A 15035-nucleotide genomic window follows, 5' to 3' on the forward strand; every position below is an offset into this window, starting at 1 on the left:
ATTTAAGGGCGGAAAGACGTTCCATCAGGAAGTCTGGCTAATGTCCATGCCGGAAGTACATCGGAGCACGGAAACTTGGCTGCCAGTTTTTCATCAATATCCACACCAAGACCTGGTTTTTCATTCGGATAAACGTAGCCATTGCGAACTTCAGGAATCCCCGAGAACACTTCATGCACCTCGTCCTTGAAGCCGTTCCATTCCTGAATGCCGAAGTTAATGCTGCTAACATCGAGGTGGACATTAGCCGCGTGGCCTACTGGAGACACATCGCCAGGACCGTGCCAAGCTGTGCGCACACCGAACGTTTCAGCCAACGAGATTACTTTCTTGGCCGGCGTAATGCCCCCGATTTGGCTGACGTGAATGCGAATAAAATCAATAAGGCGGTTGGCAATCAAAGGAACCCATTCATTCGGATTGTTAAACAGCTCGCCCATAGCCAACGGAGTTGTGCTGTGCTGGCGAATATTTTTAAACCATTCGATTTGCTCAGGAGGCAGTGCATCCTCCAAATAAAATAATTGGAATTTTTCCAATTGCTTGGCAAAGCCTACTGCATCAATCGGTGTCAACCGCTCATGCACATCGTGAATGAACTCGACTTCCCAACCTAATTGGCTGCGAAGATGTTCAAAAAGACCAACAATGCTTCTCATATAGGCTTTCGGATCATAATAAGCACCATCCAGCGCATTTTCAGGTTTTGTTATAGCGGCACCACGTCCTCCGTATAAGCCCATTTGGCAGCGAATATAACGGTAGCCCTGCTCCATATATGCTTTTGCGTTGGCTTCTACTTCTTCCGGACTGCTGCCATCCGCATGCTTATATACAGCGGCTCCCTCGCGACATTTTCCGCCTAATAGTTGATACACCGGCATCCCAGCCAGCTTCCCTTTAATATCCCACAGGGCCATGTCTACCCCGGACAGCGCATTATTCAATTCAGGTCCATTCCGCCAATAGCCGCTCACCATTGCGGTTTGCCATATATCCTCGATCCGCTGCACGTCTTTTCCTATCAAGAATGGTTTCATGTAATTATCGATTACGGACGCAACCGATAAATATCTTTGAGTAAATGTGGCACATCCGAGACCGAAGAGGCCAGGCTCCGAGGTTTCTATTTTAACTACGACCAGATTGATCCCTTCCGGTGCGGTCATAATGGTTTTGACATCTCTAATTGTAATCATATCGCTCTCTCCCTTGTCTTATCCTGTTTGTATGGTTTCTATTGTTTGACGGCTCCGGCCGTTAAACTGCTAATAAAGTACTTTTGCAAAAATAAGAATAAAATAACAAGCGGCAAGCTGGACACGAAGGATGCTGCCATCATATCGTTCCAAACGATTTTATAAAAGCCGTTTAATTGTCCAATCCCAACAGGCAATGTTTTCATATCCTCCGATGTCGTCAAAATTAATGCAAACATATATTCATTCCAGCCCTGCAAAAAAGAATAGATCGCAGTGGCGGCGATACCAGGCAAAGATAAAGGTAAAATGATTTGTACAAAAGTACGGATTCTGCCGCAGCCATCAATCGTTGCCGCCTCATCCAGCTCCTTCGGAATACCTTGAAAGAAGCCCATCATCATCCAGGTGCAGAAGGGAATCGTGAATGAGATATATACGAGAATAAGACCCAGGTGGGTATCTATTAATCCCAACGTCTTCAACACTTTATAGAACGGAATAAGCAGCATAATTGAAGGGAACATCTGCGTTACCAATAGAAAGGTCAAAAAGGTGCTCTTACCTTTAAAACGAAATCTGGATGCACCATAACCAGCCATTGCGGAAAATACTAAGGAAATTATAGTCGCAGCAAGTACGATATATACACTGTTTGCAAAATAAGTTGCAAATGGGTAGTCCTCCCAAATACGAACGAAGGATTCCAAGGTCGGGGCATCCGGAATCCATTGCGGTGGTGTCACCATAACTTCATCGTTCGGTTTTAGCGCCGTGGAAACCATCCATAAAGTCGGAACCAGCACGATCAGCGAGGCTACGACCATAATCAAATACATAAAGCTATTAAACACTTTGTCTTTCCCTTTAGTCATTGCCATTGTCAAACAGCCTCCTATAAATGAATCCGATCAAGAAGCATACGAAAAATACAACGACAGCCATCGCGGCAGCTTTACCGAAATCAAAGAATTCAAAAGCATTCTTGAAGATATCAATACTGACGACGTTAGTAGCGTCTCCTGGACCACCTTGCGTCAAAATCCAGATCATGGTGAAATGCTTAAACCACCACACCGTATCCAAAATCAAGGTAACGACCAGAACAGGCATCAAGCTGGGTACCGTGACATAACGGAACGATTTGAACCGATTGCATCCATCGATCTTGGCCGCTTCATACATATCCTGCGAAATGGATTGAAGCCCGGCTAACAGCAGCATCATAACCATCGGATAGCCCTTCCATATGCAGACGATGATGATCGCAATGAAGGCATAGGTATTATCGCCAAGCCAGGAAACCGGCTCACTGATTAAATTCATTTTCATCAGAAAATGGTTAAACAGTCCGTACATCGGATTAAACAGCCACTTCCACAAAAGTCCTACGACTACTTCCGGCAGCAGCCAAGGAAGAATGAGAATAGCTCTGAAAAAAGTGCGTCCAACCAAATTCATATTTAGAACGAGGGCAAGTCCCATCCCGAGCACAAAATGACCCGCTACCGTAAAAAATGTGTACTTCAGCGTCAACCAAATACGATTAATAAAATCCCAGTTAGAAAAAATATTCATGTAATGGTCGAGCCCTACAAAATCCCATTTGTTCACCAGATTCGTATTGAAGAAACTGATGTAGGCTCCGTAAACCAGTGGATAGCTTACCAGCAAAATCAAAGTAATCGCTGAGGGCAGAATAAACCAATACCCCGCCCACTCGATTTTGGCTATGGATTGTTTCATATTTCTTCCTCCTGAGAGCTTTTTGCGTCAGCAAAAACTTGCAACGTAGAACCTATGCTTGAATACGACGATTCGTTCATGTTCTCGTGAAAAAGAGGGGGAGGACATCCCCCTCGAATTAGTGCATAAAAAGTTTACTTGCCTTCTTTCTGGATCAATTCGTTAGCGCGACCGACTGCTTTTTTCGTAGCTGCGTCCACATCTCCGCCCTTGGCCAGCAGCATCTGATAAGCTTCAGCTACTATGTCCTGGAATTGCGTATAGGTGGAGAAATTTGGTACGTGGAAGGCATTGGCAATAGATTTGGAAAACCCGACCATTTCTGGTGTATTCAATTGCTGGTTTTCGCCTACATCTACTCTCGTTGGCAAACGTCCGCTTATTGCGTTCCATTTTAACGAGTTTTCTTTATTTACTACGAATTTCAAGTAGTCGACTACAGCTTCCTTGTTTTTGCTTTCTGCAGAGATTGAATATCCAAGCAGCCCGAAGGTGGATACATTCTTTTCCTTCTTAGGAATGGGTGCACTGTAGAGCTTGCCTTTTAAACTCGGGTTTTGGGCCAGGATGGTACCCAAAGCGTTAGGACCGCTGATCAGCATCCCTACCTTACCATTAGCCATCAAAGTGGCTGCTTCCGGAAACCCGGTTTCTGTCACACCAGGAGGTACAACACCATGTTTTGTAAACAAATCGCCATAAAACTGAAAGGCTTCCTTCGCTTTAGGTGAATCCAGATCCGTTACCCATTTACCGCTTGCATCTTGTCTCAATTCATCCGCACCGAATGAACGGAGAACCGGGATAAAGCGTGAACCACCTGAAGAGTTACGCGTACCAACCATCCCGAAGCCCCATTGATCAGGCTTGCCATCCCCATTCGTATCCTTGGTCAGCTTCTTGGCAACGGTTACAAAGTCATCCCATGTTTCTGGCGCCTTCAGCCCTTCAGCCTCGAACCAATCTCCACGATAGATCAATGCTTGCGGTGTAGCATTCCATGGGAAAAATTGGAGTTTGCCGTCAACGCTGGATTCTTCTACAATGTACGGATAAAACTCTTTCAAATATTGATCACCCAATAGCTTGGTTAAATCCGCTGTAATATTCATTCCATAGGCCGTTCTCATGAATTCAGGCGTATTGGTGAAGGCATCGGGCAAATCTCCAGCTGTAGCAAGCGTGGTTAGCTTTTTAAACAAATCGTTCAGTGGCACTCCGATAAATTCAATCTTGATGTTAGGATGAAGCCTCATGTATTCATCAGCTATTTCCTTCTCAGCAGGGCCATCCGGCTTTTCCGTTTGAGATACGGAGATGATTTTGAGAGTAACTGGCTTACCCGCCTGATTATCTGCTGGTTTGCCTGCAGAAGCCTCTTGTTTGGCTCCGCAGCCTGTCAGGCCAACAGTTAGTGCTAGTACAGAAAGCAACCCCATTTGTGCAATCTTTTTGTTCATTCTTTTCCCTCCATTATGTTATAGCTTCCTTCTATATATTGTTAATGCAAGGCTCACCGGATGCCTTATAAGTTGACTGAAATTGAGTTCCAGTATTCTGTGGTGAACCGAGCAATCGCAATCAATGATTGTATTATGTATGATGTCATACAAGTTACTGCGAAAGAAATCTGCATAAGGCATATCTGTTGCTTAATGCTGGTTTCTTTCCCGCAGCTTTTCTATATTGCCATTCATACCTATTTTGATCAATGCTTTAACAGCTTCACTGTCTCTTCTCTTTAAAGCTTCTAATTGTTGGATGTGCCCTTCCACACTTTCTTCACTGACACCAAACACGCGATTCAGCTCCTCCAAAAATTCAGAGTAAGCATGGGTATTTTTCACGACCTGATACAAAATTTCATTTTTGGAAGCTTTGGCTATAGCTACGTGAAACTCAATGTCAGCAGCCGTATATTTTTTGTAATCGCTTTGGCCTGCTACCATTTTTTCAAGAGCCTGCTCAATGCGACGGATATCGTCCTCATCTGCTCTCTGGACAGCCAGATCGATACATTTGAATTCTATCGTTTCACGAAACTCCATCATATCCATGAATTCCCGTTCCGTTATATTCATGATCGGAGTTAAATCATTCAATATCCGATCCTGAATCGATTGCGAAATAAAGGAGCCTTGTCCATGTCTGGTAGTGATGATTCCGATCGCTCTCATTTTCTGAATCGCGCTTCTCACACTGACTCTGCTCACCTTGAACATTTGACACAAATCATGCTCCGAAGGAATCTTATCACCAGGCCTCCAGGTGCCGTTTACGATATTATTTTTAATTTGAGCATACACTTCGTCGACGATATTTTGTTTATCAATGCTTGTTAAACTCATCTCTTTCACCACCTTACTTATAACATGTCCTACAAGTTATCGCCTTGGATAATATTATCAGCATTAATTCAAAAATGCAAGAAAAAAATCTTCTATTCAGTTCACATCGTCAGCCTTTCAACTGGCGTTTCAGGATATACGTATTGTGGTTTTCTTTGACTACCAGCTCCCATCCTTGATCTCCAAGAATATTTAATACTCTGATCAGGGAAATATCATTAAATTTCGGAAGATGAGCCTTCTCATCCATAAAGTAGCTTACACCGTAGGAATCTACCTTTTTATTTAAAATCGTATATTCAAACTTCATGATCAGCAACTCCCTATAGCTTATATCATCCTATAAAATACCCTCTATATGAATTATTATAGCATCGTTCAATTATGAATTTTACTATTTGAAAGAATATTCTGCAAACTCTTGACTACGAACAAATGTTTGGTATAATGGTATTAAGAACATTCGTTCGTAATCCGAAAGGGGTGTCGAATATGCAAGCTACTAACGCCAGATTTATTGAACGTGATTATTACAAACAATTGATAGAAACCAATAGCGAGCTGCTGACAGACATTCAAATTGAAAAGATTCTCCATACTACAGATAGCTATTGGCTGGATCTGACCTTCAAATTTTTTGAAGATGGGTCATTGGTTATTATCGATAATCATACGGAGCAAAACTTTCCGCTTAAAGAACTTAAAGGTGCTGCTTTTGACTTTTACGTCAAGCAACGTATTATGATGATTCGTGCCCATCTGAAGTCCAAAGTTTTACAGACTGCCTGATTGATCTGGATCTGCATACAACAAAGAGTAAGATCCCTAATAGAGATCTCACTCTTTGTTTGTTAAGGTTATGCAGTTCATAACCGTTATTCCACTTGCTCGTATTGCTCTTGAGGCAGCCCGGTCATTTTCACCAGTATATATTTGGCTACCCCATTTTCCGAATTAGCTTCAATAATCTCATCGGCTACCGCTTGCAGCTCCAGCTTGGCATTGCTCACCGCGAGCTTCTTCCCTGCCGCCTCCAGCAGACTAATATCATTCAGATTATCACCAATAGCGATAATATCCTCCGTCTGACATCCGACACTCTTAGCCCACATTCTCAGACCGTTGCCTTTATTCACATCCACATGACTGAATTCCAGAAAATAGTGATCCGTAATGTACGTGTCCGCCATAAAATGAATTTGAATACGTTCGCCATATGCGGCACGCACGGCTTCCATCAATGGCACCATCTCGTCATAATGTCCGATATAGGTGAGCAGCAAGGTTTGTATATCATCCGGACAGCGCAGCTCGGGAATTTCTCTGAATCTTGCATCATCAGGTCTGCTTGAGACAAATTGCTTGTAGCCGACCCCTGCTAATGATTCATGCAGCACACGTTCGGAGCCCTCCTCATCCAATCCGAATAACAAAGGGCATTGTCCATGCAGCTTGCCGAACTGAATCAATTCATTCGTTAATTCCAGATCCATAAAGACGCCATCCAGCACTTTGCCTTCTACAGGATCGTACAATAATGCTCCGTTATATAAGACCATAGGGTATTTCCAGGGAATTTGACCTACAACCGCATGTGAACTTGTATAGCTTCTGGCTGTTGCATAACTGATCACATGTCCTTGCTCCAAGGCCTCCGTTAATACCTCAATGGTATAGGAAGAAAGGGTTGCATCTGGCTGCAGCAGTGTTCCATCCAAATCAGTCAATGCGTATAATGGCTTCATCTCAAGTTCGTTCCCCTTTCGTGTACAAAAACCAACGCTCTGGGCGTTGGTTTTTTATAATTATTTCACTAGTTGGTTATAAAGGGAAGCGTACTGCTGTGCAGATTTGCGCCAGCTGAAATCCTTCTTTTTAATATTAGCCAAAATCTTATTCCAAGCCTGGGAATCGTTGTAAAGCGAAACAGCTCTGTTTACTGTGTACAGCAGATCATGCGCATTGTAATGTGTGAAGCTGAATCCGGTGCCTGCACCTGTTTCCTCTTCATAAGCGATGACGGTATCCTTCAACCCACCTGTTTCACGTACAATGGGAACTGAACGATAACGCATCGCAATCAATTGTCCAATTCCGCACGGTTCAAATTGCGAAGGCATCAGGAACAGATCCGAGCTCGCATATATTTGCCGCGCTGTCGTTTCATTAAACGTAATCAGCGTAGACAGCTTATCGGGATAACGGTCAGCAGCCCAACGGAATAATTGCTCATAGCGGTGCTCGCCTGTACCTAACACAACCCACTGCGCGTTCAGAGCCATCAATTGCTCGATTACATGCTCAACAAGCGATAACCCTTTTTGCTCCACGAGTCGAGTAACGATCCCGATCAGTGGAACATCCTTGTTCACAGGAAGACCGAGCTTTTCTTGCAGCTTCAGCTTATTTTGCTGTTTTTTCACTAAAGAGTCCCGGTAGTTCACTTCCAAATGAGGATCAGTCATAGGATCGAATTCTTCATAATCTATCCCATTGACAATCCCGTACAGTCGATGACTTTGGCTGCGTAAGAGTCCGTCCAGATATTCACCGAAATACGGTGTTTGAATTTCCTCGGCATACGTAGGACTTACCGTCGTAATCATATCCGAGTATAACAAGCCACCCTTCAAGAAGCTGGCTCCTCCATGTAGTTCGAGTGCAAATCCGTCAAAGTGCTCCGGACCCAAGGTAAAGAAATCCATAAATTGTTCCTTACCAAACACCCCTTGATATTTCAGGTTATGCACAGTAAGGATCGTCTTGATATGGGCATAAGCCGGTTGGTAGCTAAAATGGGCGCGATACAAGACCGGAACCATCCCGGTCTGCCAGTCATGACAATGAATGATGTCGGGCATGAAATCAATATGCTGCAGGGAATCCATCACAGCGCGGCAAAAGAAAGCAAACCGCTCTGCATCATCATTATACCCGTAACAACCACTTCTCAAAAAATAATTCTCATGGTCGACAAAATAAAAAGTAATGCCTTCATGCTCAAGCTTCAAAATACCGCAGTAGAGCTCTCTCCAACCCATCCGCAGTGTAAAGGTGGCGACGGTTTCCATTTTTTGCGTAAATTGTGCCGGTATGTCTCCATACTTGGGCAGCATCACTCTGACATCCAGTCCCTGCTTGACCAATTCCTTCGGTAACGATCCGATGACGTCAGCCAAACCACCTGTTTTGGCAAAAGGTACAGCTTCCGATGCGGCAAATAACACTTTCATGGACAAACTACCACTCCTTTATATGTAACCTATCTCTAGTCTCTATATACTTTTCTTTATATAACTTTCGTTTTTGAAGCAATAAATGGCGCTTGCTTATCACCAGTCAGGACACGACCTCGGCTAATAAACACATCCTTGTCCAATATTGCATTTTCAATGATCACATTTTCCTCGATTTCGCAGTTTTGCAGGATGATACTGTTTTTTACATAGGCACCCTTGCGAATCTTGACACCGCGGAACAGGATACTATTTTCCACTTTGCCTTCAATTATGCAGCCATTCGCAATTAAGGCATTGCGAGCCAGGGAATGCTCGGCATACTTGGCTGGTGGCTCATCCTTGACCTTGGTATAAATCAGATTCTTCTGGAAAAACAGCTCGCGCCATACCTTGGGATTCAGCAGCTGCATACTGTGCTTATAGTAGCTTTGGATCGTATTTACGATGCCTGCATGACCTTCATGCAAATAGCCATAAACGCCCAGCTTATCGATGTTTTTCATAATACCGTCCCGCACCAGATGATCATAACCTTGTGCCAGGCACGATTCCACCATATCCAGCAGCAATTCCTTGCTCATGATATAGATTTCCATGGATATGTTATCGGTACGCAAGCGACCGTTCTGATCTTCCATGACCGTGACTTGCCCGTCTTCTTTTACAGCCATGCGCCTGAACTTGGCAAATTCCTCATCATCCGCATGCTTGTATACAACGGTAATGTCAGCATTTTTCTCGAGGTGATAGTCCAGTACTTCATTCAAATCAATATTGCATACGATATGACTGCGGGAAATCACGACATATTCTTCACGTGCCCGATAAAAATAATCGCGGTGGCTATAAAATTGGAATAAATCGCCGCGGGACATGCCTGTTGTTTCCTGCATGATCGCCGGTAAAATGAACAAGCCTCCACGTTTGCGGTCCAGATCCCATTCTTTTCCAGATCCAAGGTGATCCATCAGAGAGCGGTATTTATGCTGGGTAAAAACGGCAACATTTTCCAAACCGGAATTAATCATATTCGATAAAGTAAAATCAATCAGTCGATACCTGGAACCGAACGGTACCGAGGCCACGTTACGAGAGTAGGTAAGTTCTTCCAGACCATCCGGCTCATTAACCAGATTGATGACGCCCATCATTCGCTTCATACAAACTCACCCTTTCACGTTGATCTTGGATGGTAAACTGATTACTTCATTGCCGCCAATCAAAGTAATATCCTGATGATCACCAGGCTCGCCAATGGTGCAGCCATCCTCAACAATAGTGCCATCACCAATGATCGATTTATATATTTTCACATTATTTCCGATACGCACATTCGGCATAATGACAGAGTCTTTAATTAAGCTGTTCTCGCCTACTTCAACACCATAGAATAAGACCGAATGATCGATTTCACCAAATACAGCGCAGCCCTCGTTAACAAGCGAACGGCGAATTTGCGCGGTTGGCGCCAAATATTGACCAGGCTGGCAAGGATTAACGGAATAAATTCGCCATTCTTTATCATTCAAATTAAATTCAGGTTCAGCTTCCAACAAATCCATATTGGCTTCCCACAAGCTATCGATGGTACCGACATCTTTCCAGTAGCCTTCAAAAGGATAAGCCATCAGCTTTTTCTGTTCGTTCAGCATCAACGGAATAATGTCCTTGCCAAAATCCTTGCTGGACTCCGCATTTTCTTCATCCTTATACAAAAATTCCTTCAGCACTTTCCAGTTGAAAATATAAATCCCCATCGAAGCCAGATTACTTTTGGGTTCCTTGGGCTTTTCAGCAAATTCCGTAATCCGGTTCTCATCGTCCGTACTCATAAGACCGAAGCGGCTCGCTTCCTCCCATTTCACTTCAATAACAGCGATGGTAGCATCAGCTTCCGTCTTTTTGTGGAAATCCAGCATGACATCATAGTCCATCTTGTAAATATGATCACCTGAGATCACTAGTACATATTCCGGATCGTATTGATCAATATAGGACACATTGCGGAATATCGCATCGGCTGTTCCCTTGTACCAATCTCCGCCTTTTTGCTCCATAAACGGCTGCAGCACCGTGACACCACCATGCTTGCGATCCAGGTCCCATGGCGTTCCAATCCCGATATACGTATTTAAAACCAAAGGTTGATACTGTGTGAGCACGCCTACCGTATCAATTCCAGAATTGGTGCAGTTACTAAGCGTGAAATCAATAATCCGATACTTCCCGCCAAAATGAACTGCAGGTTTCGCAAGCTTGCTGGTCAGTACACCCAGTCTTTTTCCTTCTCCACCGGCTAGCAGCATGGCCACGCATTCCTTTTTACGCATCGACACTAACCCCTTTCTTTTTTTCGGATATAGCTTTGCGGCGGATCTTGACAGGCTTCAGAATAACGACCGCAAGTGGCGGAATCGTCAGCTGCAGACTGTAGGGTTGGTGATGCCATGAAACGACTTCTGTTTTCAACTTCTTATTCACTTGACCGGAACCGCCATATGCAGGCAGATCGCTGTTAAAAAACTCTATATAATCAGCTAAAAGCGGAACCCCAATACGATATTTTTCATGAACAACAGGAGTGAAATTACAAATGATGATCAAAAAGTTATCCGGGTCGCTTGATTTTCTCATGAAGGTCGTAATGCTTTGCTTGCTATCATGAGGATCAATCCAGGAAAAGCCCTCGGGCTGGTGATCCAATTCCCATAACGATTGTTCCTTAAGGTACAGGTGGTTTAAATCATGTACATAGTGCTTCATGGATCGGTGACTGTCGTAGTCAAGCATCTCCCAATCGAGATCCTCCAGGTCCTTCCATTCATCAAACTGGCCGAACTCACTACCCATAAACAACAGCTTTTTGCCGGGATGCACCATCATATAACCGAGCAGCAGCCGCAGGTTAGCGAACTTTTGCCAGTAATCGCCCGGCATTTTGTTCAGCAGCGATTTCTTGCCGTGAACGACCTCGTCATGTGACAGGGGCAGTACATAATTTTCATTGTAAGTATACATAAAGGAAAAGGTCAGCTGATTGTGGCTGCCGCGGCGGAAATACGGATCGATCTCCATATACTTCAGCATATCATTCATCCAGCCCATATTCCATTTGTAATTGAAGCCCAAGCCTCCATCATGCACGGGCGAAGTCACCTTCGGCCAATTGCTGGAATCCTCCGCCATCATCAGGGAATGCGGGTAATGAGCGAAAATGGTCGTATTCAGCTGCTTCAAAAATTGTACAGCCTCGGGGTTCTCGTCCCCTCCTTGCGCATTCGTAATCCTTTGTTCCGGCGGTCTGCCCAGATTCAAAGACAACAGACTTGCTACCGCATCGACCCGCAAGCCATCGATATGATATTTATCCATCCAGAACAGCGCATTGGAAATCAGAAAGCTGATCACTTCCGGCTTGGTGAAATCAAACATCAGCGTGCCCCACTGCGGCTTTTCAGCTTTCATCGGATCATTGTACTCATAGAGCGGCTCACCATCAAACTGCCTTAGGCCATGCTCATCCTTGACAAAATGCCCCGGGACCCAGTCCATAATGACCCCAATCCCTTTGCTGTGGCAGCAGTCAACAAAATACATGAAATCCTTCGGCGTGCCAAACCGGCTCGTAACGGAATAATAACCTGTTGCCTGATAGCCCCATGAACGATCATAAGGATGCTCCGCAAGCGGTAGTAATTCCAGGTGGGTATAACCCATATCGGCCACATAGTCGACCAATTCATCAGCAAGCTCGCGGTAGGTGTAATATTCACCGCCTGACTTCTTTTTCCAGGTCCCCATATGAACTTCATAAATGTTAATCGGCTGCTTGTAGATGGATTCAGCTTGTTTACGCTTCTGCCAGGCTTCATCGTGCCATTCAAAACCGTCCAGTTCATAGACACGGGAAGCCGTGCCCGGCTTTAATTCGGAATAAAACGCGTATGGATCAGCTTTAAGCAGCGTTACCCCCTGTTCAGTCACAATCTCGTACTTGTAATATTCGCCCTCCTGGACATCAGGAACAAATAAAACCCAAATGCCCCAGGTACTGGCTTTACGCATGTTGTGCTCAGTGCCAATCCAGTTGTTAAAATCTCCAATAACCCTGATTTCCTTAGCATGCGGTGCCCATACGGCAAATCGGACACCGGCGACTCCCTCATTCTCGATAAAGTGTGCTCCCAGCATTCGGTAGCTTTGATACAAGCTGCCTTCATGGAACAAGAATAGGTCGTCAGGACCGGGGATTAAGCTCGTCATTAGTCATCCATCCCCTTATTTTCAAGAATTCCGTCCATATATAGACAAATACTACATCCAAGTCCAAATTCCTCTCTCAACATTCCAAATTCTTAGTAAAATATGAAAATGCCTCATTGCTGAAGTCTTTACTTCCTTTTACCCAAAAAAGCAGGATTTTGACGATTAAAGTGGAATATATTCTAGCTACACTCAGAAAGGTGGAAAATAAGAATGAATGACAAGGTTAAAGGGCTTGTACTTGGTCTGTCGTTAGGCGTTATGCTGACAGGATCGATTGCTTATGCCAGCGGGTCCCAAATAGAAGTATATTTCAAAAACATCAAATATATGTTTGATGGTTATGTAAAAACCCCAACCTCCGAGCAGGGTGAAAGCTTTATCTACAATGGAACCACTTATGTGCCGCTGCGTTTTGTCAGTGAAGCACTCGGTAAAGAAGTTCAATATGACGGAGATACCGACACGATCTGGGTTGGCAAAAAGATCGATATGAACGCTATCGTTGCTACCTATGATGGCGGAGAAGTGAATTTAGGCTCTTTTGAAACTTATTTAAACTTCCAACGGTTACTTGACCCCGATAATGCCAAGTATGATAAAGATGAAGGCTACAAAACCTATATGCTTAAGCAGCTAATCGGTCAACAAATCCTGATGGAGCGCGCGGGAGAAGAATTCCGTAAATCGATCGCTGAGACCGTGGATTCACAGGTGGTGCAGCTGAACCAATATCTAGCTTCTGCGGGTCAAGACCTGAACACGGTTCTAACTGCCAATCAATTAACCCCAAGTCTTGTTCGCAGTTATGTTGAAACTATAATCGGTGCTCAGATGTGGTTGAACGCCCAGGCTACTGATGAAAAAATTAAAGCTTTGTATGATCAGCAGGTCAGCAGCAATAGTGAAAATCTGCTTAAAGCCACAGTACGCCATATTATGATCAGCAGTAATGATGAAAAGGGCAGTCCTCGCACCAAGGAAGTCATCGATCAAAAAGTGAAGGAAATTCAGGATAAGCTTAAAAGCGGTGAAGACTTTGCGACAGTTGCCAAACAATATTCGGAAGATCCCGGATCTAAGGAAAGCGGCGGACTTTATACAGATGCCGAGGTTTCCAAATGGGTAGAAGGCTTCAGGAAAGCGGTTGTTTCCCTGGAAATCAACAAAATCAGCGAACCGGTGGAGACCGAATTCGGTTACCATATTATTCGGGTAGAGTCACGCAGCACCCAATCCTTTGAAGCCATGAAGGATCAATTAAAGCAGCAGCTTCTCTCCGACCTGTCCAAACAGTTTAATGAAAAAGAATTACCCGGCTTGATTAAGTCCATCACGCTGCCTAAACCATAATCACCGAAGGAAGGTACATCTATGTTTGCAACACATGATTGGAAAGACTATGAATTAATCGATACCGGCGACGGCGAAAAGCTTGAACGGTGGGGAAGCATTATTTTACGCCGTCCCGATCCACAAATTATTTGGCCGCTCAGTAAGGAAACAGCACCCTGGAAAGCAGCTGATGCCCATTACCATCGCAGTACAAGCGGTGGCGGCCAATGGGAGCAGCGTACTCAATTACCTGAGCGCTGGACAATCGCCTATGACAAATTGCAGTTTCATATTAAGCCAACGAGCTTCAAGCATACGGGACTATTTCCCGAGCAGGCCGCCAACTGGAAATGGATGATTGACAAAATTCAAGGGGCGGGACGGAAAATCAAGGTATTAAACCTGTTCGCCTACACAGGTGGAGCTTCGGTAGCTTGCGCTTATGCCGGAGCCGAAGTATGCCACGTTGACGCGTCCAAAGGGGTTGTCCAATGGGCCAAGGAAAACGTACAGCTATCCGGACTTGGCGACAGACCCGTACGTTTTATTACCGATGACGTATTTAAATTTGTTCAACGCGAGCAGCGTCGCGGCAGTCAATATGATGCAATCATTATGGACCCTCCTTCCTATGGACGCGGACCGAATGGTGAGACCTGGAAGCTCGAAACGGATCTGTTTCCTTTTGTAGAGTCATGTATGGGCATTATGTCCAATAGACCTCTATTTATGCTGATCAATTCCTATACAACCGGCATTTCCGCTACGGTGCTTAAAAATATTCTCGCTTTGTCCATGGGCAAAGCACACGGTGGTACCATCACATGTGGAGAAATCGGACTTCCGATTACGGCGTCCAAGCTTATGCTGCCATGCGGTATACTGGGACGTTGGGAGGCCTAGTC

The 15035-nt window shown here is 44.5% G+C and carries 14 protein-coding genes; 3 read left to right on the forward strand and 11 right to left on the reverse strand.

What is annotated here, in order from left to right; genetic code table 11:
- Positions 1–2 precede the first annotated feature (2 nt).
- The 6 genes from NST47_RS24075 to NST47_RS24100 all read right to left on the reverse strand — a co-directional run bounded on the left by NST47_RS24075 (position 3) and on the right by NST47_RS24100 (position 5603).
- The gene (locus NST47_RS24075; protein ID WP_341157401.1) at positions 3–1199 is read right to left on the reverse strand and encodes an enolase C-terminal domain-like protein; all 1197 of its coding nucleotides are present in this window, start codon (positions 1197–1199) and stop codon (positions 3–5) included.
- A 38-nt stretch (positions 1200–1237) separates the two neighbouring features.
- Entirely contained in the window at positions 1238–2080 is an 843-nt protein-coding gene (locus tag NST47_RS24080; RefSeq protein ID WP_341157402.1) for a carbohydrate ABC transporter permease, read from the reverse strand.
- Positions 2067–2945 carry a carbohydrate ABC transporter permease gene (locus NST47_RS24085; protein ID WP_341157403.1) on the reverse strand — a complete coding sequence of 293 codons (879 nt, stop codon included), beginning with the start codon at positions 2943–2945 and terminating at the stop codon, positions 2067–2069. Before NST47_RS24085 ends, NST47_RS24080 begins: the two co-directional genes overlap by 14 nt.
- Before the next feature lie 134 nt (positions 2946–3079).
- Positions 3080–4405, reverse strand: coding sequence for an ABC transporter substrate-binding protein (locus NST47_RS24090; RefSeq protein ID WP_341157404.1), 1326 nt, complete (start codon positions 4403–4405; stop codon positions 3080–3082).
- 192 nt (positions 4406–4597) lie between these two features.
- Positions 4598–5293 carry a FadR/GntR family transcriptional regulator gene (locus NST47_RS24095; protein WP_341157405.1) on the reverse strand — a complete coding sequence of 232 codons (696 nt, stop codon included), beginning with the start codon at positions 5291–5293 and terminating at the stop codon, positions 4598–4600.
- A 109-nt stretch (positions 5294–5402) separates the two neighbouring features.
- On the reverse strand, positions 5403–5603 hold the full coding sequence (locus tag NST47_RS24100) for a hypothetical protein (protein ID WP_341157406.1): 201 nt from the start codon (positions 5601–5603) through the stop codon (positions 5403–5405).
- Between the two features lie 182 nt (positions 5604–5785).
- Between NST47_RS24100 and NST47_RS24105 the strand changes: the two genes are divergently transcribed.
- Complete coding sequence (locus tag NST47_RS24105) at positions 5786–6082, forward strand: hypothetical protein (RefSeq protein WP_341157407.1); 297 nt, start codon at positions 5786–5788, stop codon at positions 6080–6082.
- Positions 6083–6168: 86 nt separating this feature from the next.
- On the opposite strand, the gene NST47_RS24110 is transcribed toward NST47_RS24105, so the two are convergent.
- The 5 genes from NST47_RS24110 to glgB are packed head-to-tail and all read right to left on the reverse strand — an operon-like array spanning position 6169 to position 12795.
- Positions 6169–7038 (reverse strand): HAD hydrolase family protein, encoded by an 870-nt coding sequence (locus NST47_RS24110; RefSeq protein ID WP_341157408.1) that lies wholly within the window; start codon positions 7036–7038, stop codon positions 6169–6171.
- A 60-nt stretch (positions 7039–7098) separates the two neighbouring features.
- A complete protein-coding gene (gene glgA, locus NST47_RS24115; RefSeq protein WP_341157409.1) occupies positions 7099–8526 on the reverse strand; it encodes a glycogen synthase GlgA in 1428 nt (475 codons plus the stop codon).
- A 56-nt stretch (positions 8527–8582) separates the two neighbouring features.
- A complete protein-coding gene (glgD, locus tag NST47_RS24120; protein ID WP_083689247.1) occupies positions 8583–9683 on the reverse strand; it encodes a glucose-1-phosphate adenylyltransferase subunit GlgD in 1101 nt (366 codons plus the stop codon).
- 15 nt (positions 9684–9698) lie between these two features.
- Positions 9699–10862 (reverse strand): glucose-1-phosphate adenylyltransferase, encoded by a 1164-nt coding sequence (locus NST47_RS24125; protein ID WP_341157410.1) that lies wholly within the window; start codon positions 10860–10862, stop codon positions 9699–9701.
- The gene (gene glgB, locus NST47_RS24130) at positions 10855–12795 is read right to left on the reverse strand and encodes a 1,4-alpha-glucan branching protein GlgB (protein ID WP_341157411.1); all 1941 of its coding nucleotides are present in this window, start codon (positions 12793–12795) and stop codon (positions 10855–10857) included. The genes NST47_RS24125 and glgB overlap by 8 nt, the downstream gene beginning before the upstream one ends.
- Positions 12796–13008: 213 nt before the next feature.
- On the opposite strand from glgB, the gene NST47_RS24135 reads away from it, so the two are divergent.
- Positions 13009–14148: a peptidylprolyl isomerase gene (locus NST47_RS24135; protein ID WP_341157412.1), complete on the forward strand. Its 1140-nt coding sequence runs from the start codon at positions 13009–13011 to the stop codon at positions 14146–14148.
- A 21-nt stretch (positions 14149–14169) separates the two neighbouring features.
- A complete protein-coding gene (locus NST47_RS24140) occupies positions 14170–15033 on the forward strand; it encodes a class I SAM-dependent methyltransferase (RefSeq protein ID WP_076230180.1) in 864 nt (287 codons plus the stop codon).
- Positions 15034–15035 lie beyond the last annotated feature (2 nt).

It is taken from the genome of Paenibacillus sp. FSL H8-0034 (assembly GCF_038000305.1).
Lineage (GTDB): Bacteria > Bacillota > Bacilli > Paenibacillales > NBRC-103111 > Paenibacillus_S.